At 36.3% G+C, this 19,346-nt stretch carries 19 protein-coding genes; 5 read left to right on the top strand and 14 right to left on the bottom strand.

Features of this window, described 5'->3' with window-relative positions:
• Positions 1 to 54: 54 nt before the first annotated feature.
• The 8 genes from LCF45_RS17320 to LCF45_RS17355 form a co-directional block, all read right to left on the bottom strand.
• The gene (locus tag LCF45_RS17320) at positions 55 to 1,086 is read right to left on the bottom strand and encodes an oxidoreductase (protein WP_078203408.1); all 1,032 of its coding nucleotides are present in this window, start codon (positions 1,084 to 1,086) and stop codon (positions 55 to 57) included.
• A 423-nt stretch (positions 1,087 to 1,509) separates the two neighbouring features.
• On the bottom strand, positions 1,510 to 3,933 hold the full coding sequence (gene parC, locus LCF45_RS17325; protein WP_002014315.1) for a DNA topoisomerase IV subunit A: 2,424 nt from the start codon (positions 3,931 to 3,933) through the stop codon (positions 1,510 to 1,512).
• 1 nt (position 3,934) lies between these two features.
• Positions 3,935 to 5,899, bottom strand: a complete 1,965-nt coding sequence (gene parE / locus LCF45_RS17330) for a DNA topoisomerase IV subunit B (RefSeq protein ID WP_002014314.1) — start codon at positions 5,897 to 5,899, stop codon at positions 3,935 to 3,937.
• 378 nt (positions 5,900 to 6,277) lie between these two features.
• Positions 6,278 to 6,691, bottom strand: coding sequence for a CoA-binding protein (locus tag LCF45_RS17335; protein WP_002014313.1), 414 nt, complete (start codon positions 6,689 to 6,691; stop codon positions 6,278 to 6,280).
• Between the two features lie 79 nt (positions 6,692 to 6,770).
• Complete coding sequence (locus LCF45_RS17340) at positions 6,771 to 8,012, bottom strand: S1C family serine protease (RefSeq protein ID WP_002185182.1); 1,242 nt, start codon at positions 8,010 to 8,012, stop codon at positions 6,771 to 6,773.
• A gap of 203 nt (positions 8,013 to 8,215) precedes the next feature.
• Positions 8,216 to 8,893 (bottom strand): response regulator transcription factor, encoded by a 678-nt coding sequence (locus LCF45_RS17345; RefSeq protein WP_002087776.1) that lies wholly within the window; start codon positions 8,891 to 8,893, stop codon positions 8,216 to 8,218.
• An 18-nt stretch (positions 8,894 to 8,911) separates the two neighbouring features.
• Positions 8,912 to 9,364 (bottom strand): anaerobic ribonucleoside-triphosphate reductase activating protein, encoded by a 453-nt coding sequence (gene nrdG, locus LCF45_RS17350; protein ID WP_002128495.1) that lies wholly within the window; start codon positions 9,362 to 9,364, stop codon positions 8,912 to 8,914.
• A complete protein-coding gene (locus tag LCF45_RS17355) occupies positions 9,361 to 11,217 on the bottom strand; it encodes an anaerobic ribonucleoside triphosphate reductase (RefSeq protein WP_263893012.1) in 1,857 nt (618 codons plus the stop codon). Before LCF45_RS17355 ends, nrdG begins: the two co-directional genes overlap by 4 nt.
• 225 nt (positions 11,218 to 11,442) lie before the next feature.
• On the opposite strand from LCF45_RS17355, the gene plsY reads away from it, so the two are divergent.
• Together plsY and LCF45_RS17365 are read left to right on the top strand one after the other, a co-directional pair.
• A complete protein-coding gene (plsY, locus tag LCF45_RS17360; protein ID WP_002014306.1) occupies positions 11,443 to 12,039 on the top strand; it encodes a glycerol-3-phosphate 1-O-acyltransferase PlsY in 597 nt (198 codons plus the stop codon).
• A gap of 109 nt (positions 12,040 to 12,148) precedes the next feature.
• Complete coding sequence (locus LCF45_RS17365; RefSeq protein ID WP_002033558.1) at positions 12,149 to 12,439, top strand: HesB/YadR/YfhF family protein; 291 nt, start codon at positions 12,149 to 12,151, stop codon at positions 12,437 to 12,439.
• A gap of 77 nt (positions 12,440 to 12,516) precedes the next feature.
• On the opposite strand, the gene LCF45_RS17370 is transcribed toward LCF45_RS17365, so the two are convergent.
• Positions 12,517 to 12,936: an acyl-CoA thioesterase gene (locus LCF45_RS17370; RefSeq protein WP_002128497.1), complete on the bottom strand. Its 420-nt coding sequence runs from the start codon at positions 12,934 to 12,936 to the stop codon at positions 12,517 to 12,519.
• A 109-nt stretch (positions 12,937 to 13,045) separates the two neighbouring features.
• On the opposite strand from LCF45_RS17370, the gene LCF45_RS17375 reads away from it, so the two are divergent.
• The gene (locus tag LCF45_RS17375) at positions 13,046 to 14,338 is read left to right on the top strand and encodes a glycoside hydrolase family 18 protein (protein WP_002066644.1); all 1,293 of its coding nucleotides are present in this window, start codon (positions 13,046 to 13,048) and stop codon (positions 14,336 to 14,338) included.
• A 76-nt stretch (positions 14,339 to 14,414) separates the two neighbouring features.
• Here the strand turns inward: LCF45_RS17375 and sspN are convergent, their stop codons facing one another.
• The 4 genes from sspN to LCF45_RS17395 form a co-directional block, all read right to left on the bottom strand.
• The gene (gene sspN, locus LCF45_RS17380; protein WP_000527988.1) at positions 14,415 to 14,549 is read right to left on the bottom strand and encodes an acid-soluble spore protein SspN; all 135 of its coding nucleotides are present in this window, start codon (positions 14,547 to 14,549) and stop codon (positions 14,415 to 14,417) included.
• A 43-nt stretch (positions 14,550 to 14,592) separates the two neighbouring features.
• Positions 14,593 to 14,736, bottom strand: a complete 144-nt coding sequence (locus LCF45_RS17385) for an FbpB family small basic protein (protein WP_002014298.1) — start codon at positions 14,734 to 14,736, stop codon at positions 14,593 to 14,595.
• A gap of 131 nt (positions 14,737 to 14,867) precedes the next feature.
• The gene (locus tag LCF45_RS17390; RefSeq protein WP_263893013.1) at positions 14,868 to 15,815 is read right to left on the bottom strand and encodes a 3'-5' exonuclease; all 948 of its coding nucleotides are present in this window, start codon (positions 15,813 to 15,815) and stop codon (positions 14,868 to 14,870) included.
• A gap of 115 nt (positions 15,816 to 15,930) precedes the next feature.
• The gene (locus LCF45_RS17395; protein WP_002128499.1) at positions 15,931 to 16,506 is read right to left on the bottom strand and encodes a TlpA family protein disulfide reductase; all 576 of its coding nucleotides are present in this window, start codon (positions 16,504 to 16,506) and stop codon (positions 15,931 to 15,933) included.
• A 482-nt stretch (positions 16,507 to 16,988) separates the two neighbouring features.
• Between LCF45_RS17395 and LCF45_RS17400 the strand changes: the two genes are divergently transcribed.
• Together LCF45_RS17400 and LCF45_RS17405 are read left to right on the top strand one after the other, a co-directional pair.
• Entirely contained in the window at positions 16,989 to 17,204 is a 216-nt protein-coding gene (locus tag LCF45_RS17400; protein ID WP_002121369.1) for a hypothetical protein, read from the top strand.
• Positions 17,205 to 17,215: 11 nt separating this feature from the next.
• Positions 17,216 to 17,548, top strand: a complete 333-nt coding sequence (locus LCF45_RS17405) for a YmzC family protein (RefSeq protein WP_003190802.1) — start codon at positions 17,216 to 17,218, stop codon at positions 17,546 to 17,548.
• A gap of 33 nt (positions 17,549 to 17,581) precedes the next feature.
• On the opposite strand, the gene LCF45_RS17410 is transcribed toward LCF45_RS17405, so the two are convergent.
• On the bottom strand, positions 17,582 to 19,300 hold the full coding sequence (locus tag LCF45_RS17410) for an ABC transporter ATP-binding protein (RefSeq protein WP_263893014.1): 1,719 nt from the start codon (positions 19,298 to 19,300) through the stop codon (positions 17,582 to 17,584).
• Positions 19,301 to 19,346 lie beyond the last annotated feature (46 nt).

Consider the following 19,346-nt stretch of genomic DNA (forward strand, 5'->3'; position numbering starts at 1 on the left):
AATGAGTCATATTCATATGTTCCTAATAAAAAAGACACGAAATTCGTGTCTTTTTTATTTTACCGCAATGACTCTACCCGTTTCACTACTCTCAGTCGCCAATTGAATCAATTTAATAACGTCTAAACCTTCTTGAGCAGTTACAGGTAGCTTTTCACCATTTAATATGCTATCTCGCACGCCTTTATAATACATGTCATAGCAGCCGACTTCTGTTGGAATACGCTCTAAGCTTTCTTCTGTTTCTAAAGTAGCAAAATTCTCTTCAGAGTCTGCTCCATAATCATTATCCCCTGGCTTCATTCCAGTCTTTAATTGCTCTTCCTGTGAATCCATACCATACTTCACGATAGAGCCTTTATCTCCATGCAGTGTAAAATGTGGTCCAGCTTGCTTTACGTAACTGCTACTATGTAAAATAACGCGCTTCACTCCATAGTGAAGTACAACATGGAAGTAATCATCCACTTCTGCACCTGGTCGTTGCTTTATTACATCTGCGCTTATCGCATCTGGTTTCCCAAATAATGATAATGCTTGGTCAATTAAATGCGATCCTAAATCATATAATATACCTGATCCTGGTAAGTTCTTTTCTCTCCAGCGATCGCGTACATGTGGGCGGAAACGATCGAAATGCGCTTCATATGCGTATACATTCCCTATTCTTTTTTCTTGTAATAATTTCTTTATCGTTAAGAAATCATTATCCAAACGACGATTATGATACACACTTAAAACGACATTATGTCGGTTCGCTAATGAAATAAGTTCTTCTCCTTCTTCAATTGAAACAACGAATGGTTTTTCCACAACAACATGCTTACCGTGTACAATTGCTTCTTTTACATATGGAAAATGGGTTGTATTCGGCGAAGTAATGACCACTAAGTCAATATCAGCTCGATTTACTAATTCATCAATTGTACCAACAACTTCAGCATTTGGTAATGCTTGTTTCACTACTTCTTCTTTTGATGATAAAATAGCACGAATATCGTATTCTTCTATCGTTTGTAATAACGGGATGTGAAATGTTGTACTAGAAAATCCAAATCCTACAATCCCTACACCTATTTTTTTCATGTTGCCCCTCCATTTGTCCCGCTTTAACGGGCAGTAAGATTCCTAACTCAAAATTCAGCGAAAGCAAAGAAATTAGGTGAGGAATCAACTGCTCGTAAAAGCCCGATTGGTTCAACTAATAATCAGTGGGGATAAAGAAAATTCCCACTGATTAAAGTTTCACTTTATGAGAACGATTTCATTTCATTATTATAACAAGATTATTTTTATATACATAATGATTTGCTTAGAAAAAAGCATCTTGCTATCATTCATAGCAAGATGCTCCCTTTATCCCGCATTAACGCGCAGTAAGACTCCCACCTCAAAATAAGGCGAATGCGAGGGAAGTTAGGCGGGAGACCAACTGCCCGTAAAAGCCCGATTGGTAAAGGCTAATAATCAGTGGGGGATGGAAAAAAAAACACTGATTAAAGTTTCACTTTATTCTGTTCTTTTCTTTGTCCACGTTTCAATTACTTCACCAGTATCATTAACATCTAGTACTAAACTACCATTACTATACCGGTCTTTATTTCGAAACGCTTTCGGATCAATTTCTTCTACAATGTGTTTCTCTGTCTTCATGTAAACTAATTCATCATCTCGAACAATTTCAATACCGACAATGCGGTACGGATTACGTTTTAACTCTTTAAAAATTACAAGGCCTCGCTTCGCCCTCGTTGATTTCTCAATTTCCGATGCCTTTATACGTTTCACAGCACCTCGCTGCGTAACGAGAATAAGTTGATCTTTTTCACCATTTAACGGTTTACCAGAAGCAACATAGTCATCTTCTTTTAAATTAATTGCTTTCACACCAGCTGCTCTGACACCAACTGGACTTACTTCTTCTTCATTGAATACAAGTGCATATGCACCATGTGTTGCAAGAACAATATCACTTGTCCCATCTGTCGCAAATATATCAACAACTTCATCATCTTTTTTCAAGTTTACAGCAACGAATGCCCGTGAATAACGCTGCACTTTATATTGGTTTAATTCTGTTTTCTTAATCATACCGTTTCGTGTAACAAATACGATAAATCGTTTTTCTTCTTCAAAATTCGGTACGACTGTTGCCCAAATTAACGATTCATCTCGCTCGAGTGAAACAAGATTCGCAACGTGTTGACCTAAATCTTTCCAACGAATTTCTGGCATTTCATACACAGGAAGATAAATATAATTTCCTTTGTTCGTAAATAAAAGAACGGTTTCTGTCGTGTTTGTATCGAAACGCTCAAGTAAGATGTCACCCTCTTTCATACCGAAGTATTTCCCGTTCGATGCATTATGCGAACGCCAACCTGTTCGTTTCACATAGCCTTCTTTCGTTACAGTAACGATGACATCTTCTTGCGGAATCATAACTTCCACATCGATTTTAATTTCTTCAATTTCCTCTTCAATTATCGCACGGCGATTATCACTATATGTTTTCTTTACTCTCTTCAAATCTGTTTTAATAACTTGAAAAAGTCTTTTTTCACTTTGTAAAATTGACTGTAACTCTATAATTTTCTTACTAAGTTCCGCTGCTTCTTGCTCTAGCGCTGTAATATCTGTATTTGTTAAACGATATAATTGCAGTGAAACAATTGCTTCTGACTGCGCCTCTGTAAATCCAAATTTCGCACTTAAATTATCTTTCGCATTACGCTTATCTTTAGACCCACGGATCGTTTCAATCACTTCATCTAAAATTGATAATGCTTTCTTTAAACCTTCTACAATATGCTGACGATTTTCTGCTTTTCTTAATTCATATTGTGAGCGTCTTGTAACAACTTCTTTCTGATGTCCAATATATGCATCCAAAATCTTAGGTAATGTCATAAGTGTCGGACGACGATTATTTATCGCTACCATATTAAAGTTGTATGGAATTTGTAAATCTGTATTTTTATATAAATAATTTAAAATACCTTCAGCATTCGCTTCTTTTTTTAATTCTACAACGATACGAAGACCTGTACGATCTGTCTCATCACGTACTTCAGCAATTCCATCTAGCTTTTTATCTATACGTAATTCATCCATTTTCTTAACAAGATTCGCTTTATTTACTTCGTACGGAATTTCTGTAATAACGATTTGTTGCTTCCCGCCACGAATCGTTTCAACCTCTGCTTTTCCGCGAATAATAATTTTACCTTTACCTGTTTCATACGCTTTTTTAATGCCATCTATCCCTTGTATAATACCACCTGTAGGGAAATCTGGTCCTTTAATAACTGTTAACAAGTCCTCCACAGAACTATTCGGTTGATCGATACGCATAATTGTAGCATCAATTACTTCTCCAAGATGATGCGGTGGAATTTCTGTTGCATAACCAGCGGAAATCCCTGTAGATCCGTTCACTAATAAGTTCGGGAACATTGCCGGTAATACAATAGGTTCTTCACTCGTATCATCAAAGTTTGACACGAATTCTACTGTTTCTTTATCAAGATCACGTAATAACTCAGATGCGATTGGTGATAAACGTGCTTCCGTATAACGCATTGCCGCTGCTGGATCCCCATCAACACTACCGTTATTTCCGTGCATTTCAACTAAAACATTACGTACTTTCCAAGTTTGACTTAAACGGACCATCGCCTCATATACAGAGGAATCACCATGTGGATGATAATTACCGATAACATTACCTACTGTTTTAGCTGATTTACGAAACGCTTTATCATGTACGTTTCCTTCTACATACATAGAATATAAAATACGTCTTTGTACCGGTTTTAAACCGTCACGCGCATCTGGAAGCGCGCGGTCTTGAATAATATATTTACTATAACGTGCAAAGCGGTCACCTAACACGTCTTCAAGCGGGAGGTCATGAAACTTCTCTGCCTGCATGTTATTCCACCTCCGTCTCCATAATCATTTCATTTTCTAAAATATTTCCTTCTTCTTGCATACCAAATTGTACATTACGCTCAATCCATTTACGGCGAGGTTCTACTTTATCCCCCATCAATGTCGTAACTCGGCGCTCAGCTCTTGATGCATCGTCAATTTTCACACGGATTAACGTACGTGTTTCAGGGTTCATCGTTGTTTCCCATAATTGATCGGCATTCATTTCGCCAAGTCCTTTATAGCGCTGCAACATGTAGCCTTTACCGACCTTTTTCGTTACATCACCTAATTCTTCATCAGACCATGCATATTCAATTACTTCACTTTTCCCTTTTCCTTTACTTACTTTATATAAAGGTGGAAGTGCGATAAATACTTTACCAGCTTCAATAAGTGGTTTCATATAACGGTAGAAGAACGTCAGTAGTAACACTTGAATATGTGCTCCATCCGTATCTGCATCGGTCATAATAACAACTTTATCGTAGTTAATATCTTCAACAGCGAACTCATTCCCTACGCCTCCGCCAATTGCGTAAATAATCGTATTGATCTCTTCGTTCTTAAAAATATCAGCAAGCTTTGCTTTTTCCGTGTTAATTACTTTACCACGTAATGGTAGTACCGCTTGGAAACGACGATCTCGCCCTTGCTTTGCTGAACCACCAGCCGAGTCACCCTCTACTAAATACAATTCGTTTTTCTGAGGATTACGTGATTGTGCAGGTGTTAACTTCCCGCTTAAAGTACCTTCTGATTTTTTCTTCTTCTTACCAGTACGCGCTTCTTCTCTCGCTTTACGAGCAGCCTCACGTGCTTGTGCTGCTTTAATTGCCTTTCTCACAAGAAGTGTAGCTACATCCGGGTTTTCTTCTAAAAAGTAAGCTAAATGCTCAGATACAATTGCATCAATTGAAGAACGAGCTTCACTTGTACCTAGTTTCCCTTTCGTTTGCCCTTCAAACTGGAGTACGTCTTCTGGTACACGTACAGAAACAATCGAAGCTAATCCTTCTCGAATATCTGTACCCTCTAAATTTTTGTCTTTTTCTTTTAATAAAGAAACTTTACGAGCATACTCATTGAACACACGTGTCATTGCTGTTTTAAATCCAGCTTCGTGTGTACCACCGTCTTTTGTACGTACATTATTTACAAACGAAAGAATGTTTTCTGAGTAACCATCATTAAACTGAAACGCTAACTCTGCTTCAATTCCATTTTGCTCACCCGAGAAATATACAACTGGATGAATCGAATCTTTCTCTTCGTTTAAGTATGAAACGAAAGCCTCAATTCCTGTTTCATAATGAAACACATCTTCTAAATCATTACGTTCATCTTTTATCGAGATTTTCATTCCTTTTAATAAGAATGCAGATTCACGTAATCTCTCACATAATGTTTCATAATTATAATTTGTTGTGCTGAAAATAGTTGTATCTGGTTTGAAGTGCATCGTTGTACCAGACTCTTTCGTTTTCCCGATTTTCTCTAACGTCGTTGCAGGAGTACCACCATTTTCAAAGCGTTGTTCATAAATGCTACCATCTCGCTTAATCGTTACTACTAGCCATTCTGATAAGGCGTTTACAACTGATGCCCCAACACCGTGTAAACCACCACTCGTTTTATAGCCTCCTTGGCCAAACTTACCACCAGCATGAAGTACAGTTAAAATAACTTCAGGTGTCGGCTTTCCAAGCTTATGCATTCCCGTAGGCATTCCTCGCCCTTTATCAATTACGCTAATACTATTATCTTTATGTATTACGACAGAAATTTCGTCGCCAAATCCCGCTAATGCTTCATCAACGGAGTTATCTACTATTTCATATACTAAATGATGCAATCCACGGCTATCCGTACTCCCGATATACATACCCGGGCGTTTTCGAACGGCTTCAAGTCCTTCTAACACTTGGATTGCATCTTCATTATATTGGAACTGATGCTTCGCCAAACTCCTTGCCCCTTTCCTAATCAAATCAGAACATATGTTTCTATTATAGAATAACGCCTCGACTATAGTTTTGGCAAGTTATCTTATCTCTTTTATATACTATTTTCAATAGAAAAATCCTTGTTTTTTTTCACAAGGATTCCTCTAGGCTACTATTTCAGAAAAATAATCGTTTGTCAACGAGAAATGGATATGTATTCCAACATTATACATTCCAAACCTTTATCATGATCCAAATGATCAATATCCAAAATGGGATAACAAGTAACAATCCCCAAAAACAGCCTTTAAAAAATCTCATGATGAACACCTCGTTCATCCGCCCTACTTATGTAAAAAGTGAGGGCTGAATCAATCTTTCTATCTTTAAAATCTATACTATTTTGTCATTACATGCTCTACTTTAATGCAACGATCCATTATTACTGTGTAGCCTTTTTCTTGTAAAAGTTTATATGTATCTTCATCTTGTACTCCTAATTGTGCCCAGAAAACATCTGCATCAATCTCTACAAACTCTTTCGCAACATCCTTTAAAAATTCTGAGCGACGAAACACATTTACAATATCAACATGTTCTTTAATATCCGTCAGTGAAGAAACTGCCTTTTCTCCGAGTACTTCATCTACTGTTGGATTTACTGGAATAATGCGGTACCCAGCATCTTGCATTGCTTTTGAAACCATATACGATGTGCGTTCTGGCTTATCTGATAATCCAACAACTGCAATCGTTTTACTTTTCTTTAATACTTCACCAATTTCCGTACGAGTTGGGTTTTCAATTATCATAATTTATCCCTCCTATTCCTTTAGTATATCCGATAAAGAAAGTCTCTTTCAACATGAAAGAGACTTTCTTTTATTCCGATTATTGATTCTTTGTAGCTGAATTATCTGCTAATGTAGCTGTTTTCGTCATTTTTTGGCCATTGCGATAGAATGTAACTTCTACTTTCTCGCCTACTTTTTTCTTTTCATATAAATATTTACGGAATTGAAGTGAATTCTCTACTTTTTGATCATCTAACGCTACTACTATATCATATTGCTCTAAACCAGCTTTTTCCGCTGGTGATATTGGATAGATTTTACCTAATACAACTCCATTTGTTACTTCTTTTGGCACTTTTAATTGATTTACTGCATAAGCTTGCACATCTTCTAATGAAACGACACCTACTCCAAGAGCTGGACGTTTTACTACTCCGTCTTTTTCAAGGGATTCAATAACTGGCTTTGCAATATTAATTGGAATAGCAAATCCAATTCCTTCAACTTCTTGTTGTGCAATTTTACTTGAATTAATCCCAATTATTTCACCGTTTTGGTTAAATAACGCACCACCACTATTACCTGGGTTAATCGCTGCATCTGTTTGAATAACTTGAGCATTCCAATCTGCACGCTTATCGCCATCAATATCTACTGGAATTTCACGTTCTTTGCTACTAATAATACCTTCTGTTACACTTCCATCAAACCCTAGTGGGTTACCGATTGCAATCGCTTTTTCACCCGCACGAAGTTTACTTGAATCACCTAAAGTGGCAACTTTATTTACATTAGATCCATCAATTTCTACAACCGCTAAATCTAACCAAGGGTCTTTCCCTACAAGCTTTGCATCTACCTTTTTACCATCACTTAGTTTTACAGCAAGTTTATTTGCTCCATCTACTACATGGTTGTTCGTTACAATATACGCTTTATTTCCTGCTTTTTTATAAATAACACCTGATCCTGAGCCAGCTTGTTGCTCTTGGCCTGTCGGTTGCATTGCAAATGGATCAACACTTTGTTGCATATTAATAACACCTACAACAACATCCTTCGCGCCTTCGATCATTCCCGGTAAATCAGTTTCATTTTTCGCCTTATTTACAACTGGAACTACAGTTCCTTCTACTTGTTTATTAGAATTGAATGACGAAACAGCTGCATCATTATTTTGCACCCATGGCATGTACGGTGCTGCAAAACTAATCGAAACCGCCCCGACTACAGCTCCAACTAAACCTGTGAAAAAATATCCTTTTTTACTACCTGATTTTTTCACTTCTCTCGTTTCACTATGCTCTTCATTCAAATTCGGTCCGTCGTAATATCCCATGTTTTATTTCCCCTCCCTGGTGAATTCGTACTTTCAGTATAGTCACATTTTGTGTCCTTCTTGTGAACTCATCGTGAAATCCAATTAAAAAAATACTCCTATCTACCATTGTAGACAAGAAAAGTATTTTTTGTACATTCCACCTACAAAGGAGAGTGTAAATTTGCTATATCCCAAAGCCGGGATGCATAGTAAATTAAAGGTTATTCTTCGAATTTGTAACCTACTCGAATAACAGTGCCGATATGCTTCGCCTTATCTCCTAGCTTATTTCGCAGTTTTTTAATATGTGTATCAACCGTTCGGTCATCACCGTAGTAATCATATCCCCATAACTGATCTAATAAATGTTGACGTGACAACACAATTCCTTTGTTCTCCATTAAATAAACAAGAAGTTCAAACTCCTTATGTGTCAATATAATTTCTTCACCATCTACTAAAACTGTTCTAGATAGTCGATTCACTTCTATTCCAGCTAAAGACATAGTATTTTCTTCTGATACTCCTACCGCTCCATCCGCACGTTTCAATAACGTCTTTGCACGAGCTACTAACACTTTCGGACTAAAAGGTTTTGTTACATACTCATCTGCACCTAGTTCAAAGCCTAGTAATGTATCATCCTCATCAGAACGTGCTGTCAGCATAATAATTGGTACCGCTGACTCTTTTCTAATTCGTCTACAAACAGACCAACCATCTATTTCTGGTAACATAATATCTAACATAATTAAATCAATTGTATGTTCAGCAAATAATTCTAGCGCTTTTTTTCCATCTTCCGCTTCGATTACTTCAAAGCCTTCATTACGAAAATAATCACTAACAATTTCACGTAATCTTCTTTCATCTTCAACAAGTAATACTGTTTTATTCATATAACCTATCCCGCCTTTTTACTCTTTCAATCGAATAATACGTTGATTGGAGCTTCCGCGAAATGGAAGTGTTAAATCTTTTTTATCAAGTTCAAATCTTCCATCGACCAAAACATCCCCATAATGTAACAATTCTATCATATCATTATTTTGAGCACTCTGTATCTCTTCTAACCTGTAACCTGTATAAATCCATAGATTTTTTCTCAAATCCTTCACTGCTTTTGCTACTTTTTTCACTTCAGCAGCTTGAAAAAATGGATCTCCGCCTGAAAATGTTACATCGGTTAATGAATTTTTTTCAATCTCTTTCACAATTTCTTCTACCGTCATTTCAGTTCCATTGCAAACATTCCATGATTTCGGATTATGGCAACCGATACAACGATGCGGACAGCCCGCAAAAAACACGACTGTCCGCAATCCTTCTCCATCTACTACACTATCATGAATGATATTCATAACTTTCATTTATGCTTCACCCGATCCATCTCTTCACTACGTTTCGCGCTATTCCACTTTGACATATCTCCAACAAGATATCCTGTTATGCGGCGAATTCTTTCTATTTCACTCTCATCTTCATTCCCGCAACTCGGACATTCATTCCCGATAATGCCATGATAACTACAGCACTTACAACGATCAACAGGATGGTTAATTGAACCGTACCCCACTCCGTACTGCGCCATCGCTTGTACAATTTGCTTTAACGCTTTTTGATTATGCACAGCTGCACCATCTAGTTCAATGTACGTAATATGTCCGCCATTACAAAGAGCGTGGAACGGTCCTTCTAATCGAATTTTATCTATCGCTTGAATATTGTAATACACCGGTACATGGAACGAATTTGTATAATAATTATGATTTGTCACACCGCTAATTACACCAAATTCTTCTCTATCTTTTTTCACAAACTTTCCTGATAACCCTTCTGCCGGCGTTGCAATTACAGAGAAATTGAGTTGATGTTCTTCCATCGCCTTATCCATTCTCTCTCTCATAAAGGAAATAATTTCATATCCAAGCTTCCACGATTCTTCATTTTCTCCATGATGCTTTCCAGTTAACGCTACTAAACATTCTGCAAGACCGATAAAACCAAGACTTAACGTCCCTTGTTTTAAAATCGGTGCCACAGCATCTTCAGGTTGTAACGTCTCTCCACCGCGCCATACACCTTGTGAATATAAGAACTGAAAATCTCTTGCTCTCTTTGTACATTGATAAGCAAATCTCTCTAATAATTGCTTAACGCCTAAATCTAAATAATAACTTAGCGCTTCAAAAAACGCTTCTTTCGATCCACTAATTAGCCCTAATTTCACTAAATTAATAGAAGTAAACGACAGATTACCTCTTCCTATTGCCGTTTCTTCTCCATGTATATTAGACATAACACGAGTGCGACATCCCATGTAACATACTTCACTTTCAGGTCGTCCATCATAGTGCACTGCATTAAATGGAGCATCTAAAAACGAAAAGTTAGGGAATAATCGCTCAGCGGTCGTTTCTAACGCTAATTCAAATAAATCATAGTTCGGATCACACTCTTCAAAGTTCACCCCTTTTTTCATTTTGAAAATTTGAATAGGAAAAATCGGTGTTTCTCCTTTACCAAGTCCAGCTTGCGTCGCTTTTAAAAGTTGCTTAATTAAAAGTCTTCCCTCTTTCGATGTGTCTGTTCCGTAGTTAATAGAAATAAATGGTACTTGTCCCCCGCCCCTACTATGCATACTATTTGAATTATGAACGAAAGCCTCACACGCCTGATACGTATCATTTTCTGTCTCTTTCCATGCAAATTCCTCTATTTGTTCTTTCGTAAGCGGATATGACTGTAGTCGTTTTTTATGTCTCTTTACTGTTTTTCTCACATATGGAGCTAAATCAATATCAAAGAGTGCAAACGATTGACCACCGTGCTGCATATTTTGATTCGCCTGAAAAATAATTGAAGAAAGCGCCAACGCACTTTTAATGTCTTGCGGTTGTCTCATATGTCCATGTCCAGTATGAAAACCGTTAGCTAGCATTTGCGCTAACGGAATTTGCGAACAAGTCGTCGTTCCTGTTGCATAAAAATCTAAATCATGTGGATATAATATATTTTGATCTATCGCTTTTTTCACTTGATCTGATAATAATTTTTCTACTGCATAATACTTTGCGCTCTCAGATGCGAACGTTCCCATTACTCCCATTGGAGATCGACCATCTACATTTGCATTTTCCTGCATTAAATCTTGTTCATTACCGTGGATAATTGTCTCAAATACTTTCATTAATTCTTCTCCACGTACATTTTGTTTCAACATTCATAACCCTCCACCAACATGTTGTTGTCTTTTGATTAAAATCATACAACATATAGTTCTTCTGTTCCTGTGAAAAATGTAACATTCCTGTGAAAGTTTTTTTAAAAATTAATGACTTTTTCATTTATAAAAAAGAAATGTGCTCTTTACAAATGTATGGTACAATAAATGGGAAAAACTCTTTTTACCCTTTATCAACACATTTGTATAAAGGAGACTGAACTCATGGTTATTACATATCTTTTATTTATCGTTGCCTATCTACTCGGTTCGATTCCATTTGCATTAGTCGTTGGAAAAATTGGTTATGGAATCGACATTCGTGAGCATGGAAGCGGTAATCTAGGCGGAACAAATACATTCCGTACATTAGGGAAAAAAGCAGGTTTTATCGTAACAATTGCTGACATTTTAAAAGGTACATTAGCAACAGGTCTACCGATTATTTTCGGGTCAGATATTCACCCACTATGGTTTGGATTAGCCGCTGTTCTTGGACATGTCTATCCGATCTTCGCAAAATTCCGCGGGGGGAAAGCAGTTGCAACTTCTGCTGGGGTGCTATTATGCTATTCACCAGTTGTTTTTGCAATATTAGCTGTTGTCTTTTTCAGCCTTTTATTTACAACAAGATACGTATCACTTTCTTCTATGATAACAGCTGTCGTTGCTGTTATTGCATCCATTGTTAGCGGGGATAAAATCTTCATTATTGCGATGTGTTTATTAGCAGGTATGGTTATTTATAAACACCGTGCAAATATCGGACGAATTATAAATAAAACTGAACCAAAAGCAAACTTTTCAAAAAAGCAAAAATAAGATCGTAACCCACATAACGCAAAAAGAAAACGTGAAGCATATTAATAGCGTCTTTTTGCGTTATTTTTTATACTAAAAGAAAAAGCAACATAATTTGGAGGAACTATACATGAATCTTTCCGTAACAAAAGAAGCAGCACAATGGTATAAAAACGAATTAAACTTACAATCGGGTGAAACAATACGCCTTTTCGTACAATACGGCGGTTGCAGTACTGTGCAAAAAGGACTTTCTTTAGGTATTCGTAAAGATGACCCTGCGCACCCTGCTGTTCAAACTCAAGAAGAAGGTATTAACTTCTTTATTGAAGGCGATGATGAGTGGTTCTTCGATGGACATAATTTATTAGTTACACTTAACGACGGTGATGATTTCCCTCAATTTAATTATGAAAAATAAAAAAGCGTGGCTTCTGCCACGCTTTTTTTATCCCGCTATTTGCGGGTAGTAAGACCCCCACTGATTAAAGTTTCACTTTATTTCTTTTTAATTTCCTCATATTTCGCATACCACTCAGGATATAATTTTTTAAATGATACAGGGCGGAACCCTTCTTTTTTCGCACAAATATTCGTCGTGCTTGCAGTAATACAAAGTTCGCCATCACCATTATAAATTTCATATCCATATACAACGCGGAGCGGGCTCACAGTATCAACCCACGTTTTCACAATAGCTTTTTCTCCGTAACGCATCGCTTTACGATATGAAATTTGCAAGTCTAATACAGGAGAAATAATTCCCTCTTTCTCCATTTCAACATATGAAAATCCTAATTCTTGTATAAGTTTAGTGCGCCCAAGTTCTAGCCACACTAAATAGTTTGAATGGTAAACAACACCCATCTGGTCTGTTTCCGCATAGCGGATTTCAACTTCATGTTCTGCTACAAACATTTCTATTCGCCTTCTTTCACTTCTGCTACCTTGCATACATTTAATCATAATACAGAGGAATCAAAAATAAAATAAAAACAGTGAATCTTTTACCGAAAGGGGCAAGCACATGATCCAAATTGTAACTGTTCGTAGCGGTGATAGTGTTTATGGTTTAGCATCAAAGTACGGATCTACACCTGAAGAAATTGTAAAAGACAATGGACTAAATCCAGCTGAAACACTCGTTGTTGGTCAGGCACTTATCGTTAATACAAAAGGCAATAATTATTATGTACAGCCAGGTGACAGCCTTTATCGAATTTCTCAAACGTATAACGTCCCTCTCGCCAGTTTAGCTAAAGTTAATAACCTTTCATTAAAATCTATTCTCCATGTCGGACAGCAATTATATATACCGAAAGGAACAAAACGAGCAGTAGAATCCATTGCTTATTTACAGCCTTCAACAATACCGATAAAAGAAAGTTTAGTAAATGCTACACGTGCTATTAATCCATTTTTAACATATTTAGCCTACTTCAGCTTTGAAGCAAAAAGAGACGGCACTTTAAAAGAACCGACGGAAACAGCGAAAATCGCTAATATTGCAACGCAAGGTAACACCATCCCTATGCTCGTTATTACAAATATTGAAAATGGAAATTTCAGTGCCGATCTGACCTCGGTTATTTTACGCGATGCAACAATTCAAAACAAGTTTATTACTAACATTTTGCAAACAGCTGAAAAATATGGCATGCGAGACATTCATTTCGATTTCGAGAGTGTGGCACCTGAAGATCGCGAAGCGTATAATCGTTTTTTACGAAATGTGAAAACACGCTTACCTAGCGGATACACATTAAGTACAACACTTGTACCGAAAACGAGCTCAAATCAAAAAGGGAAATTTTTTGAGGCTCACGATTATAAAGCACAAGGACAAATTGTTGATTTCGTCGTCATTATGACATACGACTGGGGTTGGCAAGGTGGACCACCGATGGCGATTTCCCCTATTGGTCCTGTAAAAGAAGTACTTCAATATGCAAAATCTCAAATGCCCCCACAAAAAATTATGATGGGGCAAAATTTATATGGATTTGATTGGAAACTTCCTTTCAAACAAGGGAATCCACCCGCAAAAGCAGTTAGCTCTGTCGCAGCTGTTGCACTTGCTCGTAAATACAATGTTCCTATCCGCTATGATTTCACAGCCCAAGCTCCACATTTTAATTACTTTGATGAAAACGGCGTACAACACGAGGTTTGGTTTGAAGATTCGAGGTCTATTCAAAGTAAATTCAATTTAATGAAAGAACAAGGCATTGGCGGTATTAGTTACTGGAAGATCGGTCTACCATTCCCACAAAATTGGCGTTTACTCGTTGAAAACTTTACAATTACGAAAAAAGGCTGACGAAAGTCAGCTTTTTAAATATTTTTATAATATTATCCAAACACACAAAAAGGAGAATGATGACATTCTCCTTTTTTTAACCGTTATCAACAATTGGTTGTTTGCCAGTTTGGTCTTGCATTTGCTTTCCTTTGTTGCCACCAGCTTTTTTCGATTGTGTTCCAATTTGATTTGGTGCAAAGTCTTTTGAATTCTTTTTCGGATTACCCATTACTATCGCCTCCTTAACACTAGTATCGTACTAGTGTTAAGAATTATTCAGCCTGCTTAAAAAGTTTCATTTCATAACGTTTTTCAATTCGTTTTTCAATTCGATCCATTGCATCACGATCGCTTAATAATTGTTGTTTATTTTCATTTACAAGTTCTTCAAACGATCTACGGCGACTTCTTCTCATGTTGCTCACCCTTTCTTCTACGCTTTCTTATTACATAGTATGAGCAAATGAAAAACTCTTTAATCAGATTTGCAAGAAAATTTTATGTTTTGATAAAAAATCCCATGCGCATATATTGCACATGGGATTTTTTACACCATCGTATTTAAATATTTTTTAATTTCTTCATCCGCATTTACTTTATTTGCTCTATATTCATCCAGCGCTCGTAATACAGAATCGTATTCTGCTACAATGTAGATCTCTAGCTTCAAAATGTCCTCTACACTGTCAATCATAATTCTCGTGTTGCCAATCTCACTTTTCAATGCTGCCTCGTGTGTTAAGCTCGTACAAATTTCTCTTACATCGTCTTCCATTTTTTCTGTTAACACATATTTCTTTCGCCCTTTGACCTTTAACCTTATAATTGGGTAAAAGGCTTTTATATCTAAATAACTCCCAACATTCATACAACGAATCCACTCAATATCACGTTTATTTCGTACAAGCATTTCTTTTACTGCTTCAAATACCGCTGTTTCATCAAGTACTTCCTTATTCGCTTTTCTTTTTCCTTCTTCTTCAACCGCTGCACATTTTTGATAAACAGCCGCACACGTAATACAGTCGTCAAATGCATTATGAGAACTTAATCGAATTCCAAGCATTCGTTTTAACGTTTCAAGTTTATGATTAGGCGCATGCTTCATATATTTTTTCGCTAAAAACACAGTATCAATAACGTTATTTTTAGGCTCAGGTAGTCCAAGCATATTTACATTACTTTTTAAAAAACGCATATCAAAAGATGCATTATGAGCGACAATAACATTTGTATGTAAAAATGCTAAAAATAAAGGTAATACTTCTTCAATCGTCGGTGCATCTGAAACACGATAATTTGTAATACCTGTTAAACTCGTTATTCGGTCCGGAATTGAACGCTCTGGATTCACATAGGAAACAAATTGATCTACTAGTTCATGATTATGATATTTCACTGCTGCGACTTGAATAATTTTATCATTATAAGGGTTAAACCCTGTTGTTTCAAAATCAATTACAACATAATCTAACGGTAAGGATATATTCCCCACTCCAAACACTCCTTTACCTCTAAACGTTTATATTTCTTTTATCATAACATGCTGCTATCACTACGTGAAAAAGAAAAGGCAGAAATGGTAACTTTCCACCTCTACCTTTTCACCGTTATTTTAATTTAGCAATCCGTTTCTCCATCTCTTTTTGCGTCATCGGTCCAATGAACTTATCTTGAATGACACCTTCTGTATCAATAAAATAAGAAGTTGGAATGGTAATTACTTTATACGCTGTTGTCACATCAATGTTCTTGTCCAATAAAATAGGAAAAGTAATTCCTTTTTCTTTAGCGAAGTTCCTTACCTTTTCTTCTCCCCCTCCTTTTTCTGAAGGAGTATAGTTTATAGCTAAAATTTCTACGTTTTCTTTATGTTCTTTATAAAAGGCCTCCATATCAGGCATTTCTTGCTGACAAGGCCCACACCACGTTGCCCAAAAGTTTAAAATAACTTTCTTTCCTTTTAAATTGGATAACTTTACATTCGTTCCATCTATCTTTGCTAATTCAAAATCTGGTGCGCTCTTTCCAATTTCAATACCGTTCCTTGCGAAAATCTCTTTCATAGCAGCTTCACTTTTGGCAGGCTTTTCTTGCATTACTTGATCCTCTTTACCAAACTGTTCATAAGCTGCATATCCCGCTAAACAAAGTAACACTACAATAATGGTAAGCTTCCGCCACATATTATATCACCCTTACGTGTTTATCTTCTTATTACATAATCACCAAAATACTATATACCTTATTTTAGCTTATACGGACAAGCTTGGAAATATTCACAGTCGAAATAGTTAGAATATTTATAGTCCAGATGAAAATATTTCCCTTTTTATCATATAATTAGAAATAAATACAAAACTTGCGAGGTGATATGTATTTTACAATTACTTATCAACCCTTTCACTTTTGTTTTTTTCACTTTACCATTACTATGTATTTTTTTTAGCACCTTACTATACAAATTCAAATGGGCTGCAATTATTATTTCTTTTACTGTTCCACTTATATTTTTCATTATCGTCTCTAAATTTAATATACACCTAGCTTTACAAAACTTAGACGCTTGGATTGTTTATAGTGCTGTTTATTCTGTACTTTCCTACATAACAGCAGCGCTAATACGAAGAAAACTGCACATGTAGAGCTTTCAAAAAGGGGGATTTTTATGAATTTATTTGAAAAAATACTATTATATATTCTTAGTTTTATATTTTCACCAATCGGGATTATCACTTGGATCATCTCGCTCTTCAGTAAAGATCCTGAAAAAAAGCAAGTGGGACGTATTTGTCTCTATATCGCTTTAATCTCATTTATCCTTTTAGCTGGTCTCGGTATTCTTAGTTTCTTCACGATGACTACCACCACTACTATACAATAGTTACAGAAAGGATGATTGTTTTGGGAGAACACCCTATTAGTAAAGAACTTCGCTATATACGCATATGTTTAGTTATTTTAGTAATCGTTCTTTTATTTTTCAACGGTGAACGAGTCGTTGAAATTTCTACAAATCATGATTCCATAGAAAATATTTCCACCAGTAATATGACACAGATTGCTGAAAATACATTTGCTATTCAAGAATATAATCCATCACTAAGTAGCGAACGTATAGTCAAGATTTTCAAGTATAATCCGGATACAAATCAACTTACTCTAGTCAAAGAGTTTAGCACTAACGATACTGAGTCTTATACGTATCAACTTAATAAGAGTGAATAAAGATAAGAGCGCTATATAGCTCTTATCTTTTTATTAGCATCTTTTTATTAGCATCTCTTTAAACAATGACTTACACGTTAATAATTCTCTAGGATCCCCGCATTCCACAATACTCCCATTATTCATAACAACCACCCGATCCGCTATCATCGCATTCTCTACATCATGTGTCGTCACAATTCTCGTTACATTCCCCCCTAGCCCTTTAAGCATATTCCAAACCACTTCTTGATTGCTCGGATCTAATCCCGCAGTCGGTTCATCTAAAATAATAAGATTCGGATTTGATACAATCGCTCGCAATAACGCAAGACGTTTTCTCTCTCCTCCCGAAAACTCTTCACCGCTTTTATGTAGTACAGTTTGAATCCCTTCAGGTAAATCCCTAATAATCGGCTTCACATTTACAAGTTCAATATTTTTTGCTAACTGGTTTTCTAAATACTCTTCACCGAAATACATATTCTCTTTTATTGTCGTCCGAAAGAAACTAGGTTCTTGCCACACTGTAGTCATACGAGCCCCATTACCATAATAAACAATGCTACCGTTAGATGGTTTATACACACCCGTTATTAATTTTAAAAGCGTTGTTTTTCCTGCACCACTTTCTCCTACAATAATGACGAGTTCACCAGGATTAATTTGCAAATGAATATTTTTAATTCTACATCTCTCTTCGACGTTCTCTTGAAATGAAACATTTGTTAATCCCATTCCCATCGCTCTCTCTACATTTCTGTATTCAGCTCCTATATTTAAAAAACAAAAAACTCGATTTGCCGAAGCAATAGCAACTTGTGTCATCATTAATAAATCACTTGCATAACGAACAGGAAAAAATAACATCTCAATTGTAGCTAATACCGCCACAAGCGAACCGGCTTCCATATCCCCTTTTATTATTTTTTTTGCTCCTATAATAAGAACAACTATATATGCTCCTGTTTCTATTACCGTTCCAACTATCCCAATACAATGTTGTATCATCGTCTTCCTTACTTCTGTTTTATAAGATTGTGCCGTCACTCCTTTAAACAAATGAATTGCCCATTTTTCTTTTTGTAAGCTACGTAAATCTTGTATACCTTTTACAAACTGTGACATCATCTCTACAACACTTGATTGATTTTTTTGAGCAATACTTGCAATATTTCTTACTTTTCCCCCCATAAGCATTGGAACAATTGCACTTAAAAATAAAAACGGGGTTATCCACCATATGAACTGTACATCGATATGTTGTAGAGCTATGAACGCACCAATAAATTGTGCAATGGCGTGGATGTATTCTATTAATATAGATCCATATAACCTTACCCAATTCGGAATATTAGAAACGACTAATGTTTCTAACTCCCCTTGTTTTACCTTCTCACTTTCTTCAAACGGTAATAAGAAAAAATGACGTAATACATCTATACGCTTCTCTCGTAATATTCGCTGACTTACTTTTGAGCTTACATAATCAAATAACAGATTGTTCACCCACATCAAAAATCGACTCCCCGTAAACAAAGCAATATATACATACGTACCTTTTAACTCCCGCTGAATAATGTTATCTACAATTAGCCCCATAAATAGCGGACGGGATAAATTTAAAATGGCAGCTACTATTCCGCTACAAATCGCACTAATTAGCAATAGCTTTTCTTGCAACAGCGGCAACATTATTCTTCTATACTCATTCATTGTCATTCCCCCAATTTTGCATAATAAAAGGAAAGGGATGAAACCAAATGGTTTCATCCCTTTCCCTCTGTACATAAAGTAAGGAAGCTAACAAATGTTAGCT

Source organism: Bacillus sp. 41-22, from assembly GCF_025809295.1.
Lineage (GTDB): Bacteria > Bacillota > Bacilli > Bacillales > Bacillaceae_G > Bacillus_A > Bacillus_A mycoides.